The following is a 16,942-nucleotide window of genomic DNA, read 5'->3' on the forward strand; positions in this document are numbered from 1 at the left end:
GCCTTCCGGGGGCGGTTCCCTAGGGGTTGTCATCCCGGAGAGGTACGCGGGGTTGGGCCCGGGGGCTGACGATTCGGCCCTCCCGTCCTGGTGTGATGGTGTCATCGACCAGGCAGCCCACTGAGGGCACGGAGGGATCACAGACCATGGCAGCACAGCGCAAGGCGAGCAGGTACATCGTCCCCGTCGCGGTGGCCGGTGTGGCCGCCGCGACCATCGGCCTCGTCCCGGCGCTCGCCGCGTCGGGCGACCCGGACCTGCCGGAGATCACCGCCCAGAAGCTCATCGAGAAGATCGCCGCCTCGGACACCCAGACCCTGTCCGGCACCTTCCGGGTCTCCACGGACCTCGGGCTGCCGGCCTTCGACGGGCTGCTGTCCGGGCTGGCGTCCGGCGCCGGGGCCTCGGAGGGGCCCGGCACCGCCGACCCGTCCGCGCAGCTCACCCGGCTGGTCTCCGGCACCCACACCCTGAAGGTGGCGGCCGACGGACCGGACCGGCAGAAGCTGACGGTCCTCGACGGCAAGGAGCGCTACAGCCTCGTCCACAACGGCGACGAGGTGTGGGCCTACGACTCCCGCTCGAACGAGGTCTTCCACGAGAAGGGCGCGGGCGGCACCGGCCCGGCGCCGGAGAAGGAGCTCGGCAAGGAGCTGCCCGCCACCCCGAAGGAGCTGGCGGACGAGGTCCTGAAGGCCGCCGGGGACACCACCTCGATCACCGTCGACGGCACGGCGAAGATCGCCGGCCGGGACGCGTACCGGTTGGTGATCACGCCGAAGCAGCAGGGTTCGACGGTCAAGGCCGTCACCATCGCGGTGGACGCGGCCAGCGGCACCCCGCTCAAGTTCACCCTGGACTCCGTCGACGGCGGCAAGCCGGTGGTGGACGCGGGCTTCACCACGGTCGACTTCTCCCGGCCGGCCGCCTCCGAGTTCGCCTTCAGCGTCCCCGAGGGCGCGAAGGTGACGGAGGCGGACGAGGTGGAGAAGGGCCTGGGGAAGGCGGGCAAGGGCGGGGACAAGGCCCCGCAGGAGCTGGAGAAGGCCCTCGGCGACCTGGGTCTCGGCGGTCTCGGCGGGGGCGGCGTCAACGGCGGGGACGGCGGCTTCCGGGTCATCGGCGAGGGCTGGACCACGATCGCGCGGTTCGACACCGGCGCGCCCGCCCCGAAGACGGACGAGGCCCCGGCGGAGGCCCAGGACTTCCTGAACGCCCTCGGGGACCAGGTGAAGGGGAAGTTCGGCTCCGGCACCGTCTTCAAGACCAAGATCGTCAACGTCCTGATGACGGACTCCGGCAAGGTCTACGCGGGCGCGGTCACCCCGCAGACCCTCGTGGACGCGGCGAACTCCGGCAAGTAGCAAGAGGGTTGGAGCCCCGGGCGGGTCGGGATACGTGTCACCGACCCGCCCGGGTGGTCTTTTCCGTAAGGCCGGGGAGGCTTACGGGAAGGTCAGCTTGAAGCTGTTGATGTAGCCGGTGTCCCCGGACGCCTTGTCCTGCACGCGGAGCTTCCAGACGCCGTTGGCGACCTCGGAGGAGGCGTTGACGGTGTAGGTCTGCTGGATGTTGTCCGCGCTGCTGCCGGTGCGGTTGTGCAGGTTGTAGACCGAGCCGTCGGGGGCGATCAGGTCGACGACGAGGTCACCGCGCCAGGTGTGGATGATGTCCACGCCGACCGCCAGGTTGGACGGGGCGTTGCCGGTGACGCCGGAGACGGTCACCGAGGAGGTGACGGCCGCGCCGTTGTCCGGGACGGAGACGTCGGCGGTGTTCTCGAAGACCGTGCCGGCCGGCGGCGTGGTCGTCGTGCCGGACAGCGCCCAGATCGCGTACGCGACGGCGTCGCTGTTGCGGTCCAGGGCGGTGTCGTTGATGTTCGCCGTCGTGTCGCACGAGGAGTGGTAGCAGCGGTCGAAGGACTGGCCCGCCGTGCCGCCCCACTTCTGCGCCTGCGCCGACGTCTTCACGTAGTCCGCGCCCGAGAACAGGCCGCCGACCGGGATGCCGGCGTTCTTGAACGGGGCGTGGTCGGAGCGGCCGTCGCCCTCGGTCTCGATCTCGGTCGGGACGCCGAGGCCCGCGTAGTAGGTCTTGAAGGTCTGCTCGATCGTCGGGTCGTCGTCGTAGACGAAGTAGCCCGGGTTCGGCGAGCCGATCATGTCGAAGTTCAGGTAGCCCTTGACCTTCGCGCGCTCGGTCGACGCGAGGTTGTTCACGTAGTACTTCGAGCCGATCAGGCCCAGCTCCTCCGCGCCCCACCAGGCGAACCGCAGGTGCTTGGAGGGCTGGTAGCCGGCGCGGGAGACGGCGAGCGCGGTCTCCAGGACGGCGGCGGAGCCGGAGCCGTTGTCGTTGATGCCGGCGCCGGAGGTCACCGAGTCCAGGTGCGAGCCGGCCATCAGGACCTGGTTCGGGTCGCCGCCCGGCCAGTCGGCTATCAGGTTGTAGCCGGTGGCGCCGGAGGAGGTGAAGGTCTGGAGCGTGGTGGTGTATCCGGCCGCGTCCAGCTTGGCCTTCACGAAGTCGATGGACGCCTTGTAGCCGGTCCGGCCGTGCGCGCGGTTGCCGCCGTTGGCGGTCGCGATGGACTGGAGGTCGGCCAGGTGCTGCTTGACGTTGGCGAGCGGGATGTCCGGCGCGGCGGTGGCACCGGTGGGCGCGGCCGAGGCCGGCGCGGCACCGGCGAGGGCGCCGACGACGAGGGCCGAGGCACCGGCCAGGGCGGAGAGTCTCGCGGAGAGTTTCATGTGGGGGCTCCGGATTCCGAACTGGGGATGGGACGGAACGTGCGAGAGCCTCGCGCCCTGGGTGGCACGAGGCGTGGAGCTGTACGGGTGGTGCCCGTAGGGGTGATGGGACCCCTACGGTTGGTGTGCGCGTGCTGAATGCTCAGTGACGTGACGATGTCCCGTCAAGACCTCAATCCGGTCAGCCCCGTCCGCTCAGCGGACAGGAGGGCATGCGGGGGTGCCGGTCACTCCTCCCGCAGGAGGGTCACCAACTCCCGTACGGAGGCGATCGGATCGTCCGCCAGGACGTCCAGGAGCTCCCGCGCCGCGTCCGTGTCGCGGTCGCACAGGCTCTCCGCCGCGGCCTCCCGCACGGCGGCCCTCGGGTCGCGGGCCAGCTCCGCGAGGAGCGCGTCCGCGCCGGGCGTGGACCGCAGGCCGAGGATCGCGGCGACGGTCGCGCGCACCGCGGGCTCGGCCCCGCCCGCCAGCTCCCGCAGCAGGGCGTCCGCCCCCGGTGTCCGCCACCCCGACACGGCCCACGCGAGCCGCCGCCGCACCCCCGGGTCGGGATGCCCGGCGAGGGCGGCCAGCCGCTCCACCGGCCCCCGGCGGCGCAGCTCGTACCCCTGGAGGACCCGGCACAGCTCCTCCGTGTCGCCGCGCGCCTCCGCCCGCTCCAGGCGGCTCGCCAGCAGCGCGGGCGCGGGCGGCGGCCCGTCCAGGGGGTGCGGGCGCCGCTCCCGCAGCCGCCGGGAGCCGTACTCGCCCCGCACCCGGCAGCCGGCGCAGACGCACGGGGTGACGCCGTGGGCGCCGGGGAAGTACCGCCAGCCGGCGACCTGCCGCACCGCGCGGATCCGCCGGACCTCGCCGGGCGCGACGGCCCGGGGCAGAAAGACCTCCCAGCCGAGCGGGTCCGCCAGCTCCCCGATCCGGCGTACGGCCCCGGCCGCCGTCGTCGCGGCGGGCTCCCGGTCGTCGTACCGGCCGACGGTCACCGGCTCGTCGTCCGGCAGCCGCACGTGCACGGCCGCGTACCGCCGGGGGCCGGGCCGCCGGGCCAGCTCGCGCAGCCACTGGTGCGTCACCGGGTACGAGGGCAGCACCGGGAACAGGTACACGCCCCGCCGGGGCCCGAGCGCCTTGATCCCCCCGCGCCGGACGCGCTCCACCCGGTCGCCGGGGGTCAGGTGCACGAAGGTCGCCATGCGGCGATGCTAGGGCCTGTCCGGCGGAGCTTCGCGGGCCCCCGGCCTCGCGCGGGGCCGGGGGCGGTCAGGGCAGGAAGGGGAGCAGGGCGTCGGCCGCGCCCGGGGTGCCGGCGAGCCGGCCGGCCCGGCGGATGCCCTCCGCGTCGAGGGCGCCCGCCTTCACCAGCGCTATGGCCTCGTGGACGCCGTCCCCGTCGCCGTGCGCGAACATCACGAGGAACCAGCGCACCGCCTCCACCGGGTCGGGCGCGGTGCCGAAGCCGTCGCGGTACCAGGAGGCGGCGGCGTGCATGGCGCCGATGTGGCCGCGCCCGGCGGCCCACAGGTACCAGCCGAGGGCCTCCTCGTCCCGGTCGACGGCGGCCAGCCGGTCGGCGAGGACCGCCCCGGCCTCCTCGACGCCCTGCTCGGCGGCGGTCCGCAGCAGGGCCAGGGCCTCGTCGAAGTCGTCGGAGAGCTGTCCCAGGTTGAAGGCGGCGTACGGGTCCCCGGCCTCCGCCGCCGCCCGGAAGAGGGCCTTGGCCGTGACCGGGTCGGCCGGGACGCCGAGGCCGTTGGCCAGCAGGTGCCCGTAGGTGCGCTGGCCCGCCGGGTGCCGGGCGTCGGCCGCCGCGCGGGCGTAGGCCGCGGCCGTCGGCAGCGCGGACCCGTCGGAGTGCTCCAGCAGGATGCCGGCGATCAGGGCCGCCGCGTCGGCCGAACCGGCGTCGGCGAGCGGCACGAGCCCGCCGACGACCCGCACGGCGAGGTCGGCGCCCTCCGCGCTGCCCTCGGTCGCGGCCCGTACGAAGGCGTGTCCGGCGGCCAGCCAGTCCCCGGCGGCGACGGCCTCCCGCCCCGCCTCCAAGTCGTCGTGCGCGGGGTCGCCCGCGCGCTCGTCCATGCGGTGGTCCATGCGCGGGAGGCTACAGCGGCGCGCGCCGCCCCACAGGCCCCTTCCGCATCAACGGTTCCCGGCCATCACGACCCAGACCGCCGCGACCACGAACCCCACCAGGAGCACCGCCCCGGCCACCAGCGCGCACCCGAGCGCCCCGGACACCCCGGCGATAGCCGTCCATCCGATCCGCTCGGCCCGCGCGGCCCGCCGCTCGGCGTCCCGCAGCCCGTCGTCGCCGTCCCCGGCGTACGCGTCGTGCCCGGCGTGTCTGTCGTGTCTGTCGGCCATGTGCCACCCCCTGGGAGGGACCCTACGCCCCGGCCGACCGGCAGAATCGGGCGGACGGGTCGGGACGGAGCGGAGCGGGGAGCGGGCGCGTGGGGCGGCGGGAGTGGGAGCGGAAGGTGGCGCGGCGGCTGGAGCGGGCGGGGGTGGAGCTGCGGCCCGGGGGCGTGCCGGAGGGGGCGGTCCCGCACGTCTTCGGGGCGGAGCGGGAGCGGCACGCCGGGGGCTTCCAACTGGACTACGGGACGCCGCGCCTGGTGGAGCGACTCAACGAGAGCTGGTACGAACTCGCCTCCTCCATCGGCCTGTTCGACGGGGACGGCGAGTTCCTGCTCATGCTGCCGAGGACCGCCCGGACGGCCGAGCAGCACCGGCGGAGGCACGACATGCCGGTCTGGCGCCGGGTCCGGCTGCGGGAGCGGTGGGACCTCATGGGCACGGGAGCGGCGGGTTTCCTCGGCACCCGTGCGGGCCATCCGGGCTTCGCCGCGCTCGCCCTCGACGGGGGCGTCTGGATCCTGGTGGACACCTACGAGACGGGCGTCGGCGCGTACGCGGTGCGGGATCCGGCACGGTCCCCGGGGGTCCTGCGCCAGTTGGAGCGGGAGGTGCGGGCGGGGAGGGGCCGGGACCGGGACTTCCTGCGGGAGACCGCCGCCTGGCTGGAGCGGAGGAACTGAGACGGGCCGGGGGCGCGGGGTCAGGAGTGCCGGGCGGTGATGTCGCCGTTGTCGCTCGTGAGGTCGAGGGCGTAGGTGCCCGCCGGGTCGGTGGGGACGCCGATGTCCTTCCGGCCGTTGTCCGTGGTGGCGGTCACCCGGTAGCGGGCCTTCGGGACGGTGACGCGGATCGCCCCGTTGGAGGTCCCGGCCCGGACGTCGGCGGGGGTGGCCGGGGCGAGGGTGACGTCCCCGTTGGTGGTGTGGGCCTCGATCCGGGGGCCCTTGATGTTCCGGCCGGTGATCCGGCCGTTGGAGCTGCGCACGTCCACCGTGCCGGTCACGCCGTCGAGTTCGATCCGGCCGTTCCCGGAGGTGATCCGCACCGCCCCCACCTCGTTCAGGCGGACGTCGCCGTTGGACACCCCGCCGGTCACGGGCAGGCCGGCGGGCAGGTCGACGGTGTAGCGGACCGAGCAGCGGTCGCCGCAGCCGCGCAGGACGAGGACGCCGTCCTCGATCCGGTGGCTGGCGCCCTCGGGCCGGTCGCCCCGGTACTGGACCTCGCGGTGCAGCGACGGACTCCCGCCGCCGGTGCGCCCGTTGAGGGTGACGCCGCCCGATCCGTTCTCCAGCCGCACCGAGGTGATCTTCTCGCCGAGCGTGCCGTCGTCCTCGAAGGTCGAGCTCATGAGCGGCCCGCACGCGGCGAGTCCGGCGGTCGTGAGGCCGGCCGCGGCCAGGATGACGAGGCGGTGCGGTCGTCGGCGCATGGGTGTCCCCCGTGTTCTCAAGGTGTCGGGTGCCCGGCGTCCGTCGTGGCGCCGGTGTACGTCGACGCTAGGGGAGCCGGCGGTCACGGGACCATGGGGCAGACCCCCGGACCGGAGCGGGCGGACCCCACCCCCGTACGGGTGCGCCCCGGGGGTGCGCTCCGGGGCGCGGGGCGGGGGTACGGGGCCGGGGCGCGGGGTCGGGCCCGGGGCGCGGTCAGCGGCAGAGGGCCGCGTCCACGGTCTCGTTCGCGTGCTTCTCCGCGGTGCCGTCGCCGCCCGGGATGGTGGTGACGGCGAGGTGCGCGGCGCGGCCGTCCTCGGTGACGCCGCCGAAGGTCGCGTATCCCGGGATGCCGCCGCCGTGCCCCCAGGAGACGCCGCCGCAGGAGAGCGGGGTGCTCATGATGCCGAGGCCGTAGCGGGCCCCGGGGGCGACCGCGTCGGCGGGGACGGTGGCGCGCATCTGGGCGAGCTGGGCCGGGGGCAGCAGCCGGCCGCCGAGCAGCGCGCCGTAGAACCGGTTGAGGTCGCCGTTGGTCGAGATCATCGCGCCGGCCGCCCAGCCCCAGGACGGGTCCAGCACCGTGTAGTCGCGCGGCGTGCCGTCCTCGGTGCGCTGGTAGCCCTTGGGGTGGGGGCCGGGGATCGTCATGTCGCCGGGGGTGGGGAAGGAGGTGTGGCGCAGGCCGACGCGGTCGATGATCCGCCGGGTGACCTCCTCGCCGAAGGGGCGGCCGGTGGTCTTCTGGACGATCAGGCCCGCCACCAGGTAGTTGGTGTTGCTGTACTCCCACCGGGCGCCGGGTGCGAAGTGGGCCTTCTTGACCAGGGCGGCGTCGAGGAGTTCGCGCGGCTCGAAGTAGCGCCGGGGGGCGTCGAGCACGGCCTTCTGGTCGACGTAGTCGGGCAGGCCGCTGGTGTGCTGGAGGAGCTGGCGGACGGTGATGGTCCGGCCGTCGATGCCGTCGCCGCGCAGCAGGCCGGGCAGGTAGGTGTCGACGCTCGCGTCGAGGCCGAGCTTCCCCTCGGCGACGAGCTGGAGCACGACGACGGCGGTGAACGCCTTCGTGTTGCTGCCGATCCGCACCCGGCCGTCCCGGGGCACCTTGGCCCCGGTGACCACGTCGCCGACCCCGGCGGTGTAGGCGCGGGTGCGGCCGTCGCGGCCGGTGACGGTGGCGAGGGCGCCGGGCACCCCGTCCTGCGCGACCAGGCCGTCGAGCCGCTGCTGTACGGAGTCCGGCCGGGGCGCGGCGGAGACGGAGGCCGGTGCCAGGACCCCGGCCAGCACGGCGGCGGCCGCGGCGGCCACGACCGCCGCCACCGCGCGCCCGCGCCTGCGGGGCCGGTGCGGACGGGGGTGCGCCGATGCGTTCTCGTTCATGGGAAAGCCCCTCTGAGCAGGGCGCCGGAGCTCTTCGCGGCGCCCTCCAAGAGGACCATCCGCCACCCCGCCGATCCGTCGCCGCGAAGAACGAGACCGCACCGGGAACGTGCTCCGGGTCACCCCTCCACCTGGGACCGTACTCCCGGGCCCGCCCGGCCCCCGCCGGGCACGACGCCCTCCGACCGGGCGCCACCACAACGGTGCTGACGGCGCGTCGGAGTAGGGGCGGCGCGGTCCCGCCGGTTCAGTCGGCGGGTTCCATCAAGCACATCAACCGTGAAGGAGTCACCATGGGTTGGGGAACGGGCAAGGGCGGTTCGAGCGGCGGCGGCAAGCACGGAGGGAACAAGGACTTCAACACGAGCGGATCGAACCCGGACTCGCAGAAGCCCAAGGAAGAGCCGAAGCACAAGAAGGACGAGAAGAAGTGAAGGCGATCAACCCGGAGTCGGAGCGCGCGGCCATCCGTGCCCTAGGTGCCTCTCTCGAAGCTGACGGCTTCCTGCCGCAGGAGTGGGAGGCCGCCGTGTGGGCCGTGCCCCGCTCCGCCTACGTACCGGATCGCATCTACGTGGGTGACGATCTCACGCCGTTAGACCGTGCCGACGACCCGGAGGCGTGGCTGAAGGCGGTCTACGCCGACGCCCCCGTGGTGACGCAGATCAACGACGGCCAGGACCCGGACGATCCCGACGACCGGGACCCGTCCAGCTCCGCCAGCGCCCCCGGTGTCGTGTTCCGCATGCTCGCGCTCGCCGACCTCCAGGACGGACACAAGGTTCTGGAGATCGGGACGGGCACGGGCTGGAATGCCGGGCTCCTCTCCCGCGCCGTGGGCGGGGAGAACGTCGTCTCCGTCGAGGTGGACGAGGCCCTTGCCGGCGAGGCCGCCGCGCGTCTCAAGGCCGAGGAGACGGGCGCGACGGTCATCGCCGGGGACGGGGCCGAGGGGTACGCGGGCCGTGCCCCGTACGACAGGGTGATCGCCACCTGTTCCGTGCGGTCCGTGCCGTTCGCGTGGGTCGCGCAGACCCGCCCCGGCGGAATCATCCTCACGCCGTGGGACTCGGCATGGTGCAACTACGGGTTGCTGCGGCTCGTGGCGAAGGGCGACGGCCGGACGGCCGAGGGGGTGTTCACGGGGTACTCGGCGTTCATGCTCCTGAGGAGTCAGCGCAACCGGCTCAAGCTCTACCGCGACGTGGTGCACGACGAGCACGTCCCCCGGGAGAGCGCCACCTCGCTGACTCCGTGGGCTGTGGCGGGCGACGACCTGTCGGCGCAGTTCTCCGTGGGCCTGGCTGTCCCGGACGTCTGGCACGTGTGGCAGCCGAATCCCGTCCCGGGCGTCATGTCCCGGCTGTGGCTGGGCACGGCCGACGCGACATCGTGGGCGGCCGTCGACTACGACGGAGAGACCGAGGAAGAGTTCAAGGTCTACCAACACGGCCCCGCCAGCCTGTGGAACGCGGTGAAGGACGCGTACACGTGGTGGGTCGACCAGGGGCGGCCGGATCCCGGCCGATTCGGCATGACGGTCACGCCCGAGGGGCAGACGGCATGGCTTGACGGGCCCGACCGGCCGGTCCCGCTCACGTACTGAACCAGGCAGCCACACGGCACCGTGCGCTTTCCAAGCCCGGCGTCTCGGAGAACCGCCGACCGAGGACGACGGTCCCGTAGCGGGCGAGTTCGCCCCGTCTGTGCGCCCCCGTGGCGCAGAGGCGGGGTTACTGCGCGTCCTGGCGTTCGTCCTCGCCGCGGTCGCTCACCTGTGCCCCGCTGCGGCACGGTGTACACGTACCCGTGCCCGGAGAGCTTGAGCCGGACGCGTAGACCGCCAGACAGCGAAAACGCCCCGTGCGGCTCAACTGCCGTGCGGGGCTTCCGTCTTCTCTGACGCGCTCGTATCCCCTCCCCTCCGGAAGGCCGGATGTGCGGGCGGACGGAGGGCCGGCCTAGGGGGCCCTGTCGGAGCCTGCCGATACGGTTCCCGCGTCCGCGCCCGCATCCGATCCGCCCCAGGGGGAACCCCATGGACATCCTGCTCGTCGCCGGTCTCTGGTTCGACGGCTCCGTGTGGGACGAGGTCGTCCCCGAGCTGGCCGCGCTCGGGCACCGGCCCGTGCCGCTCACCCTGCCGGGTCAGGGCGACGGGACCTCCGTCGCGTCGCTCGGCGACCAGGTGGCGGCGGTGGTCGCCGCCGTGGACGCGGCGGAGGGGAAGCCGCTGGTGGTGGGGCATTCGGCGGCGTCGACGCTGGCCTGGGCGGCGGCCGACGCGCGCCCGGGGGAGGTGGCGGGGGTCGTGCTGGTCGGCGGTTTCCCGGTCCCCGACGGGCGGGCCTACGCCGACTTCTTCCCGGTCGAGGACGGCGTGATGCCGTTCCCGGGCTGGGCCCCCTTCGAGGGCTTGGACGCCGCCGACCTGGACGAGGAGGCCCGCGCCCGGCTGGCGTCCGTCGCGGTGCCGGTCCCCGAGGGGGTCGCCCGGGGGATCGTGCGCCTGGCCGACGAGCGCCGTTTCGACGTCCCCGTCGTGGTCGTCTGCCCGGAGTTCACCCCCGCCCAGGCGAAGGAGTGGGTGGCCGGCGGCGACAGCCCGGACCTGGCCCGCGCGGCCGACGTCACGTACGTGGACCTCGACTCGGGCCACTGGCCGATGGCCACCCGCCCCCGCGAACTGGCCCACGTCCTGGCGGAGGCGGCCGACAGGCTCTGACGGCCCCGGCGCCCCCCTCGTACCGCCAACATGCCTTGGAGGGAAAGGTGTTCGCCTTCCCCTGCCCGCCCGTGGTCATCCCCAGGGCGCACGGGCCGGGGGCGCCGTCAGCCGGGAAGCGCACCGGGAGTGGGACCGGCGGGCGACGCGCCGGGAGGGGCCGGGCTGGAAGCGTGGGAACCGCCGGCGCCGAAGCGGGCGCCCACCGACGGCCCGAGGAGCACGCATGACCACCAGACATGCCCCCGCACCCGCCCAGCCCGCCCCCTTCGGGCGGCTGCGCGCCGCGTGGCGCGGGGCGCACGCGCCGGTGCCCGGCGTCCCCCGGTGGGCGAGGTGGGCCGCGTACACCATCCCCTTCGCGGTCCTGCCCTCCGGCCTGTGGCGGATCATGACGGTCGTCTTCGGGATCGGCGACAGCGCCGTGCACGGGCGGGGGCAGCTCCCGTCGTGGCTGCCGGGTTCGGTGTACGTGGTGGCCCTGTCGCTCGTCTCCGAGCTGCTGGCCTTCACGGCGATAGGACTGATCGCCTCGTGGGGCGAGGTCTTCCCGCGCTGGATCCCGCTGCTGGGCGGCCGCCGGGTGCCGACGCTCGCGGCCGTCGTGCCCGCCGCCCTCGGGGCGCTGGCCCTGACCGCCCTGTGGACGGCAGCGCTCGTCACCTCGCTGTTCGGCCTGACCCTCCAGGGCGACCCGCTCCCGAGCGACTACCCCGGAAACGCGATGCACGGCTGGGAACTGGCCTTCTTCCACGCCACCTACATCCCGCTCCTCCTCTGGGGCCCGCTCCTGGCGGCGGTCTGCTTCGCGTACTGGCGCAGGCGCACCCAGGGCACCGGCCCGGCCCGCCCGTAGCCGGAAAGCCCGCTGCGGCCGGGCTCGGCGGCGGGCGCGGCCGGGCCCTGGCGGGCGGCGGGTCAGCGGTTGCCCGTCCAGACGACCCGATCGGCGAAGCCGCCGCGCTCGTCGGCCTTGGCGCGCCGGATCTTCTCCAACTGCTCGGGCTCCAGGCCCATGTCCTCGGCAAGGGCCTGGATCACCTCAAGGATGCCGGCCAGCTCCTCCGGCGCGGAGTCGGCGTCCGCCTCAAGGAACTCGGCGACCTCCTCCCCGAGCTTCGCCCGCAGCCGGGCGCGGTACTCGTCCCGGTCCGCGACGTACGTGACCGGCACGGCCCCGTTCTCACGGATGATCTCCGGGATCCTGTCCCGTACGAGCTTGCCTTCCAAGCCGTCACTGCTCACGTGTGCTCTCCGGCGCCGATCGCCGCAGGAAGGCTCCAGCCGCCGCCCCGCGTGCTCACCGCAGCCTAGGAAGACCGTCTCCCGGCCCGCCATGAGAACCGAGGAACCCACCCGTTTCGGGTACGGGCGCAGGCGCACCCAGAGCACCCGTTCCGGACCCTGCCGCCGGGACTCAACCGGCAGTGTCCGTTCCTCGTGCACCTGGCGGATGTGCACCGCACCTGGCGAGGCGTCCGTTTCGCGTCCCGCTGGAATGGGCGGGAGCGGCGAAGGGCTGCGGCCTCAGAGAGAAGCGAGGCCAGATGCTCCTTAGGCCCTGAGTGCCTGATCCATGTCCCCGTGATGCCCATCCGCCGACGTGGACCGGGTCCATGTAGCGTCGGTGCCAGGGGGGATGGGATGAACTTCGACGAGAACGAACCGCAGTCTGTTCGAGAGGAGCGCTTCGCCGCGGAGCGGGCCGGCCGCAGGGAGACGCGCAAGGCCGCGTCGCTCGACTTGTGGGGCGCCCACCTCGGCGTGGCCGTCGTGACCGTCGCCCTGGTCCTCCTCGGCTGGAACGGGAAGCCGGTCGTTCTGGGCGTCGTCGGGGGAGTCTTTCTGCTCTGGTTCTCCGCAGCCCTCGCATGGGCCTACGCCGACGGGGACCACGGCCGGCACGCACTCCAGCGCGCGTACCGCATCACTTTCGGGTGGGGCGACGGGTTCTGAGCACCAAGGCCGCGGCGGAGGGGACGATGTGACGTTCTGATCGTCCAGGTCTCGGCCGGTGTCGGTGCGGGTGGCCGTCCGCCCTGCCTCAACCCGCTTCGAGCTGGAGGAACTTCCGGAACTCCGTCGTTCCGGCAGGGTCGTTCAGAGGGGCGTTCCACCGGGCGAGGTCGGCTTCCGGGAGGTCGGCGTCGAGGGGGAGGAAGACCCGGACGGCGTGCGGCCACCGTGTGAAGAACCCGCGGGCGGCCGACTCCGCCAGTGCCTGCGCGATCGAGTCCCATACGGCCTGCCGGAACGCGTGGAGGCCCGCGTCCGACCCGCCGAAGTGCCGCCGGGCCCGGTCCGCCTCGGCGCGGACCGGTTCCAGCGGGTCGTCGGCCCCGGCGATGTCCACGTCCCACTCGCCGAGGTGCCACTTCGCGTCGAGGGCGAACTCCGGTTCCCGGGCGGTCATCGTGTCGAGGTGCCGCCGCGAGTGCGCGAAGGCGACGATCGCCGTGGCGTCGGCGCAGGTCGCGATTCCGACGCCGACCACGTCGTCCGCCGGGAGCCGTCCCGCGACCGCCGCGACGGCCTGTTCGAGCGCCGGTCCCAGACGGCCGGCCCAGTCACGCGCCCACGCGCGGATCTCCGTGTCCATGCCCCATTGTCCCGGGCGGACAGGCCCCGGCGAGGCCACCTCCCGGCCCGCCATGAGAGCCGCCGGACCCACCCGTTCCGCACGAGCGCGGCGGCCTGGTCGATGCCGGTCTCGGTGGTGGCGCGTCCGATGCTGAGCCGGTGGGCTGCTCGTCGCTGCGGTCCGCCGTCACCCGCCCGGGTGATTTCCTGCCGTGTCGCCGGGTGGCGGTGGAGTGCCTGAGGTCGTGGAAGCGGATACGGCGGTGACCGCCACCGCCTCCAGCGGGGGCGATGGCCAGGCAGCTCACCCCCGCGGCGGACCGCTCCCGCTCCGGCCCCCGCGCCGCCGAACCGGGACGCGTCAGCCCGGCCCGTATACCATCGGTGCTATGGACGGCGGGCGGTACTCGATCGAGATCGAGCCGGAGGTACGGCTGTGGCTGGAGAACATTCCGGCCCATCACTACAAGCAGGTCGAACGCATCGCCGACCTGCTTGCCGAGCAGCCCACCACGCTCGACGAACCGCACTCCCGCCATCTGGGCGGCAAGCTCCGCGAGCTGCGCTTCCGCCTCGGCGACGCGCACCAGCGCATCACCTACTGGCTGGCACCCGGCCGACGTGTCGTGCTGCTCACCGTGTTCCGCAAGACCAGGATGCGCGAGCAGGCCGAAGTGGACCGCGCCCACGCCGCACAGCGATGGTGCGAGGCAGAGCATGAAGCCGCCGCCGGGCACGACCTCTACAGCCGCGACCTCAAGGAGAACCGGTGAACCACAGCGAATGGAAAACCCGTCGCCACCGCCGGCTGCTGGGCGAGCACCTGGACGCCGACCCCGAGTACGACCGGGTCTACGAAGAGGCCGGCCTCGCCATGACGTTGGGCAAGGCCGTCTATGACCGGCGCAAGCAGCTGGGCCTGAGCGAGGCCGACCTCGCCGAGCGCATGCACGTCGACGTCGATGACATCGAAGGCATCGAGACGGCCACCGAGCTGCCGCCCATCGCGGTCATCATGCGCCTGGCCCGCGCACTGGACCTCACGGTGGACGTGCACCTCGCAGGCGGAGACGAGCCCACCGTCACCATCGTCGCCCCAGCGGCCTGAGGCGGGGAGGGACCATGCAGGACCCGCCTTCCGCGCTCGCCCGGGAGCTCGGGCGGCTCGTCCACGACCGGCGCATCGAGCTCGGACTGTCCCAGGCCGAGCTGGCCGAGCGGTGCGGGATGCGGCAGCCGCAGATCTCCCGCTTCGAAGGCGGCGGGACCGTGCCCACGCTTCCCCTCCTGCGCCGCCTGGCCCAGGCACTCGGTGCCGACCTGACCATCAGCCTCACCCCGCACGACAAAGCCGCCTGACACGCGTTCGGAGTTCCCGGGATTTCCCCGGGCGGCGCGGACCGCTGACGGCGCCGGTGACGGCGCCAAGCGCGGACACCAGGGCACGGCCACAGACGCCAGTGGAACGCGAAACCGCAGCTGAGGGTGGGGTTCGGCGTCACTCGCCCGGGCGATTTCCGGACGTGTCGCCGGGGGGTGGTCGTGGGGGCCTCGCATGCTGGTGGGGCCGTCACGTGCCGTGCGGGCGACCGGCGCGCGTTCGCCCCGGAAGGGCGTGGGGGCTCGATCCGCTCGCGGAGCCAGGCACTTGGAGTATTCATGCCGGAAGATTTCGATGACGTTCCCGAGGCCGAGGACGACGTCTCCGGGGACGCCCCGGACGAGACCGGGATCGACCCCAGGGACATCGAGCTGGTGATGGCCCAGACCGGCAGGTCCAGGGCGGTCGCGGTCCGGGCCCTGAGGGACAGCGGCGGCGACCTCATCAACGCGATCATGGCGGCCGGCGAGTAGTCGGCGATCGCTTCGGCCCGGTCCCGGGTGTCGGCGATCCGCCGGGCAGTGCCTAGGCGGCCACGGCGCTGCACCCCGGGCAGGTGCCCGGTTCGGGGGCGCGGAAGGCGTGGTCGCAGGCGTCGCAGTTCTGGAGGGGGACGACCGGGGCGGGGGCGGGGCCCGCCGGGAGGGGTGGCGGGAGGAGGGCCGCCAGGCGGTGGGCGAGGAGCCCCGCCGGGTGGCGGAGGTTGGGCGGCAGGTCGGCGCAGAGCGTGCGGCGCACGGCGTCGGGGTCCGCGCCCCGGTCGAGCCAGGCCGTCACGCCGGGCGCGAGCCGCCGGACGTCCCGCTCGGAGAGCAGCAGCCGGGGTTCGTGCGCGCGGAGCCGGGCGAGCAGATCGGCGGCGGGCCGGTCGGCCTCGGCGAGCGGGAGCGGCACGGGCGCCGGGGCCGGGGGCGGCGTGACGGCTTCCCGGGCCGGGGCGGGGGACGGAGGCGGCGTCACGGCTTCCGGGGTCGGCACGGCCTCCAGGGGCGGCGTCGCGACTTCCGGGGCCGGGGGCGGGGGTGGCGGAGGTGGTGTTGCGGCTTCCCGGGGCGGGGTCGGTGGAAGAGGGGGTACGACCTCCGGGGGCGGGGGCGGCCGGGGCGGTACGGGTCCCGGGGGAGGGGTGCGGGGTGCGGCGGGCGCCGGGGCCGGGGCGGGCGGGGGCGTCGCCGGTGCGGGGGCGGGGTCAGCCACCGGCAGGTTGTGCGAGACGGTCAGGCAGACGATTCGCCCGTTCGGCAGCCGTTCCCTGGTGCGCTCGACGAAGCCGCAGCGTTCCAGCTCCCGCAGGGCCTGCGCGATGCGGAGTTCGCCCTCCTTGGCGCCCGAGGCCAGGGCCTTGATGCCGACGGGCGTCCCGGCGGGCAGCGACTGGAGGTGCAGGGCGACGCCCTTGGCGGTGTACGAGAGGCTGGGGTGCTGGGCGAGGTCGTTGCTGACGACGACGTACCGCCGGGTCAGCCGCACGTTGCGGTGAACGAGCCCTGAGGCGCGCGGGGGCGCGCTAATCTGCTGCGGAGCCACGGGAAGTTTGTGCCTTCCTCGGTGGTCAGGCCCTCGATCGGGATTGCCGTCCCGGCCGGGGGCCGACTCATGTCTGGGGTTGTGAGCGTGAGCATATGCCAGGCAACCGGCTCCAAATCCAGCCCAGTTGGCACAGATCACCCATCCGGGTGAGGGGCCCGGCGGCGGTTCGCCGGGGGAGAGGGTGGGGGAGGGGAGGGTACTTCCCCCGGTCTTTTTCCTTTACGTCGTGCCGGACCGCGACGCGGCCCCTCGCGGCGCGGCGACCCCCGCCCCGGCGCCCCGCGACAGGGCGCCGCGCGCCCCGGCGGCCCGTACCGGATTCGCCACCGGCAGCGCCAGTTCCGCCCACACCGTCTTCTGCGGCGCCGGCCCCCGCTCCGCCCCCCACCGCAGCGCCAGCGCCTCCACGATGAGCATTCCGCGCCCCGTCTCGCCCACCTCCTCGGGGTCCTCGATGAGCGGCATGTGGTCACCCTGCGTGTCCGTCACCTCGATCCGGACCGCCGCTCCCGTCACGATCACGCGCAGCCGGAAATCGCGCCCGGAGACGTGCCCGTGCGTCACCGCGTTGTTCGCCAGCTCCGCCACGATCTGCGCGACCGGCTCCGTGACGGCCTCCAGATCCCAGGAACGAAGCTGCTCAACGGCCAGCAGCCGCGCGAGCCGCGCACCCCTGCGGGTCGAGGAGAGCTGGAGCGTGAAGTGACGCGCGGCGGCCATGAGTTGGCTGGTTTCCATGTTCATGGGGCCCAGCGTGACGACCTCCGCCTACGCTGCCCACCAGAAACGCCCT

General features: G+C 74.0%; 21 protein-coding genes. 11 read left to right on the forward strand and 10 right to left on the reverse strand.

All coding sequences use genetic code 11. The features are described from left to right. Positions 1 to 146 precede the first annotated feature (146 nt). The gene (locus tag IE219_RS01695; protein WP_189974658.1) at positions 147 to 1,364 is read left to right on the forward strand and encodes a LolA-like protein; all 1,218 of its coding nucleotides are present in this window, start codon (positions 147 to 149) and stop codon (positions 1,362 to 1,364) included. Positions 1,365 to 1,445: 81 nt separating this feature from the next. Here the strand turns inward: IE219_RS01695 and IE219_RS01700 are convergent, their stop codons facing one another. The 4 genes from IE219_RS01700 to IE219_RS01715 form a co-directional block, all read right to left on the reverse strand. After that, on the reverse strand, positions 1,446 to 2,753 hold the full coding sequence (locus tag IE219_RS01700) for a M28 family metallopeptidase (protein WP_189974659.1): 1,308 nt from the start codon (positions 2,751 to 2,753) through the stop codon (positions 1,446 to 1,448). Between the two features lie 227 nt (positions 2,754 to 2,980). Further along, entirely contained in the window at positions 2,981 to 3,946 is a 966-nt protein-coding gene (locus IE219_RS01705) for a HEAT repeat domain-containing protein (protein WP_189974660.1), read from the reverse strand. Between the two features lie 67 nt (positions 3,947 to 4,013). Next, positions 4,014 to 4,844 carry a tetratricopeptide repeat protein gene (locus IE219_RS01710; protein WP_189974661.1) on the reverse strand — a complete coding sequence of 277 codons (831 nt, stop codon included), beginning with the start codon at positions 4,842 to 4,844 and terminating at the stop codon, positions 4,014 to 4,016. 48 nt (positions 4,845 to 4,892) lie between these two features. After that, complete coding sequence (locus tag IE219_RS01715) at positions 4,893 to 5,117, reverse strand: hypothetical protein (protein WP_189974997.1); 225 nt, start codon at positions 5,115 to 5,117, stop codon at positions 4,893 to 4,895. Between the two features lie 89 nt (positions 5,118 to 5,206). On the opposite strand from IE219_RS01715, the gene IE219_RS01720 reads away from it, so the two are divergent. After that, on the forward strand, positions 5,207 to 5,794 hold the full coding sequence (locus IE219_RS01720) for a hypothetical protein (protein ID WP_189974662.1): 588 nt from the start codon (positions 5,207 to 5,209) through the stop codon (positions 5,792 to 5,794). A 20-nt stretch (positions 5,795 to 5,814) separates the two neighbouring features. On the opposite strand, the gene IE219_RS01725 is transcribed toward IE219_RS01720, so the two are convergent. Continuing rightward, the gene (locus tag IE219_RS01725; protein ID WP_189974663.1) at positions 5,815 to 6,546 is read right to left on the reverse strand and encodes a DUF4097 family beta strand repeat-containing protein; all 732 of its coding nucleotides are present in this window, start codon (positions 6,544 to 6,546) and stop codon (positions 5,815 to 5,817) included. A gap of 217 nt (positions 6,547 to 6,763) precedes the next feature. After that, positions 6,764 to 7,933 carry a serine hydrolase domain-containing protein gene (locus IE219_RS01730; protein WP_189974664.1) on the reverse strand — a complete coding sequence of 390 codons (1,170 nt, stop codon included), beginning with the start codon at positions 7,931 to 7,933 and terminating at the stop codon, positions 6,764 to 6,766. A gap of 293 nt (positions 7,934 to 8,226) precedes the next feature. Between IE219_RS01730 and IE219_RS01735 the strand changes: the two genes are divergently transcribed. The 4 genes from IE219_RS01735 to IE219_RS01750 all read left to right on the forward strand — a co-directional run bounded on the left by IE219_RS01735 (position 8,227) and on the right by IE219_RS01750 (position 11,514). Then, a complete protein-coding gene (locus IE219_RS01735; RefSeq protein WP_189974665.1) occupies positions 8,227 to 8,367 on the forward strand; it encodes a hypothetical protein in 141 nt (46 codons plus the stop codon). Continuing rightward, the gene (locus IE219_RS01740; RefSeq protein WP_229849532.1) at positions 8,364 to 9,539 is read left to right on the forward strand and encodes a methyltransferase domain-containing protein; all 1,176 of its coding nucleotides are present in this window, start codon (positions 8,364 to 8,366) and stop codon (positions 9,537 to 9,539) included. Before IE219_RS01735 ends, IE219_RS01740 begins: the two co-directional genes overlap by 4 nt. 432 nt (positions 9,540 to 9,971) lie before the next feature. Beyond that, positions 9,972 to 10,658 carry an alpha/beta fold hydrolase gene (locus tag IE219_RS01745; protein WP_189974666.1) on the forward strand — a complete coding sequence of 229 codons (687 nt, stop codon included), beginning with the start codon at positions 9,972 to 9,974 and terminating at the stop codon, positions 10,656 to 10,658. Positions 10,659 to 10,884: 226 nt separating this feature from the next. Then, a complete protein-coding gene (locus tag IE219_RS01750; RefSeq protein ID WP_189974667.1) occupies positions 10,885 to 11,514 on the forward strand; it encodes a hypothetical protein in 630 nt (209 codons plus the stop codon). Positions 11,515 to 11,576: 62 nt separating this feature from the next. On the opposite strand, the gene IE219_RS01755 is transcribed toward IE219_RS01750, so the two are convergent. Next, on the reverse strand, positions 11,577 to 11,903 hold the full coding sequence (locus IE219_RS01755; protein WP_189974668.1) for a nucleoside triphosphate pyrophosphohydrolase: 327 nt from the start codon (positions 11,901 to 11,903) through the stop codon (positions 11,577 to 11,579). 399 nt (positions 11,904 to 12,302) lie between these two features. Between IE219_RS01755 and IE219_RS01760 the strand changes: the two genes are divergently transcribed. Further along, entirely contained in the window at positions 12,303 to 12,614 is a 312-nt protein-coding gene (locus IE219_RS01760; RefSeq protein WP_189974669.1) for a hypothetical protein, read from the forward strand. Between the two features lie 88 nt (positions 12,615 to 12,702). Here the strand turns inward: IE219_RS01760 and IE219_RS01765 are convergent, their stop codons facing one another. After that, complete coding sequence (locus IE219_RS01765; RefSeq protein WP_189974670.1) at positions 12,703 to 13,257, reverse strand: DUF4303 domain-containing protein; 555 nt, start codon at positions 13,255 to 13,257, stop codon at positions 12,703 to 12,705. A gap of 370 nt (positions 13,258 to 13,627) precedes the next feature. On the opposite strand from IE219_RS01765, the gene IE219_RS01770 reads away from it, so the two are divergent. The 4 genes from IE219_RS01770 to IE219_RS01785 all read left to right on the forward strand — a co-directional run bounded on the left by IE219_RS01770 (position 13,628) and on the right by IE219_RS01785 (position 15,092). Continuing rightward, complete coding sequence (locus IE219_RS01770) at positions 13,628 to 14,011, forward strand: type II toxin-antitoxin system RelE/ParE family toxin (protein ID WP_189974671.1); 384 nt, start codon at positions 13,628 to 13,630, stop codon at positions 14,009 to 14,011. Next, the gene (locus IE219_RS01775; protein WP_229849533.1) at positions 14,008 to 14,346 is read left to right on the forward strand and encodes a helix-turn-helix domain-containing protein; all 339 of its coding nucleotides are present in this window, start codon (positions 14,008 to 14,010) and stop codon (positions 14,344 to 14,346) included. Before IE219_RS01770 ends, IE219_RS01775 begins: the two co-directional genes overlap by 4 nt. Positions 14,347 to 14,360: 14 nt before the next feature. Beyond that, a complete protein-coding gene (locus IE219_RS01780) occupies positions 14,361 to 14,597 on the forward strand; it encodes a helix-turn-helix domain-containing protein (protein ID WP_189974672.1) in 237 nt (78 codons plus the stop codon). Between the two features lie 300 nt (positions 14,598 to 14,897). Then, a complete protein-coding gene (locus tag IE219_RS01785) occupies positions 14,898 to 15,092 on the forward strand; it encodes a UBA domain-containing protein (RefSeq protein ID WP_189974673.1) in 195 nt (64 codons plus the stop codon). A 52-nt stretch (positions 15,093 to 15,144) separates the two neighbouring features. Here IE219_RS01785 and IE219_RS01790 read toward each other — a convergent pair whose 3' ends face one another. Next, positions 15,145 to 16,146, reverse strand: coding sequence for a helix-turn-helix domain-containing protein (locus IE219_RS01790; protein ID WP_189974674.1), 1,002 nt, complete (start codon positions 16,144 to 16,146; stop codon positions 15,145 to 15,147). A 222-nt stretch (positions 16,147 to 16,368) separates the two neighbouring features. Further along, positions 16,369 to 16,893: an ATP-binding protein gene (locus IE219_RS01795; RefSeq protein WP_189974675.1), complete on the reverse strand. Its 525-nt coding sequence runs from the start codon at positions 16,891 to 16,893 to the stop codon at positions 16,369 to 16,371. Positions 16,894 to 16,942 lie beyond the last annotated feature (49 nt).

This window comes from Streptomyces termitum, from assembly GCF_014650175.1.
GTDB lineage: Bacteria > Actinomycetota > Actinomycetes > Streptomycetales > Streptomycetaceae > Streptomyces > Streptomyces termitum.

Excerpts from the sequence above, each read along its gene's own strand:
- IE219_RS01695 (WP_189974658.1), top strand. The coding sequence starts at position 147 with ATGGCAGCACAGCGCAAGGCGAGCAGGTACATCGTCCCCGTCGCGGTG.
- IE219_RS01700 (WP_189974659.1), bottom strand. The coding sequence starts at position 2,753 with ATGAAACTCTCCGCGAGACTCTCCGCCCTGGCCGGTGCCTCGGCCCTC.
- IE219_RS01705 (WP_189974660.1), bottom strand. The coding sequence starts at position 3,946 with ATGGCGACCTTCGTGCACCTGACCCCCGGCGACCGGGTGGAGCGCGTC.
- IE219_RS01710 (WP_189974661.1), bottom strand. The coding sequence starts at position 4,844 with ATGGACCACCGCATGGACGAGCGCGCGGGCGACCCCGCGCACGACGAC.
- IE219_RS01715 (WP_189974997.1), bottom strand. The coding sequence starts at position 5,117 with ATGGCCGACAGACACGACAGACACGCCGGGCACGACGCGTACGCCGGG.
- IE219_RS01725 (WP_189974663.1), bottom strand. The coding sequence starts at position 6,546 with ATGCGCCGACGACCGCACCGCCTCGTCATCCTGGCCGCGGCCGGCCTC.
- IE219_RS01730 (WP_189974664.1), bottom strand. The coding sequence starts at position 7,933 with ATGAACGAGAACGCATCGGCGCACCCCCGTCCGCACCGGCCCCGCAGG.
- IE219_RS01735 (WP_189974665.1), top strand. The coding sequence starts at position 8,227 with ATGGGTTGGGGAACGGGCAAGGGCGGTTCGAGCGGCGGCGGCAAGCAC.
- IE219_RS01745 (WP_189974666.1), top strand. The coding sequence starts at position 9,972 with ATGGACATCCTGCTCGTCGCCGGTCTCTGGTTCGACGGCTCCGTGTGG.
- IE219_RS01750 (WP_189974667.1), top strand. The coding sequence starts at position 10,885 with ATGACCACCAGACATGCCCCCGCACCCGCCCAGCCCGCCCCCTTCGGG.
- IE219_RS01760 (WP_189974669.1), top strand. The coding sequence starts at position 12,303 with ATGAACTTCGACGAGAACGAACCGCAGTCTGTTCGAGAGGAGCGCTTC.
- IE219_RS01765 (WP_189974670.1), bottom strand. The coding sequence starts at position 13,257 with ATGGACACGGAGATCCGCGCGTGGGCGCGTGACTGGGCCGGCCGTCTG.
- IE219_RS01770 (WP_189974671.1), top strand. The coding sequence starts at position 13,628 with ATGGACGGCGGGCGGTACTCGATCGAGATCGAGCCGGAGGTACGGCTG.
- IE219_RS01780 (WP_189974672.1), top strand. The coding sequence starts at position 14,361 with ATGCAGGACCCGCCTTCCGCGCTCGCCCGGGAGCTCGGGCGGCTCGTC.
- IE219_RS01785 (WP_189974673.1), top strand. The coding sequence starts at position 14,898 with ATGCCGGAAGATTTCGATGACGTTCCCGAGGCCGAGGACGACGTCTCC.
- IE219_RS01795 (WP_189974675.1), bottom strand. The coding sequence starts at position 16,893 with ATGAACATGGAAACCAGCCAACTCATGGCCGCCGCGCGTCACTTCACG.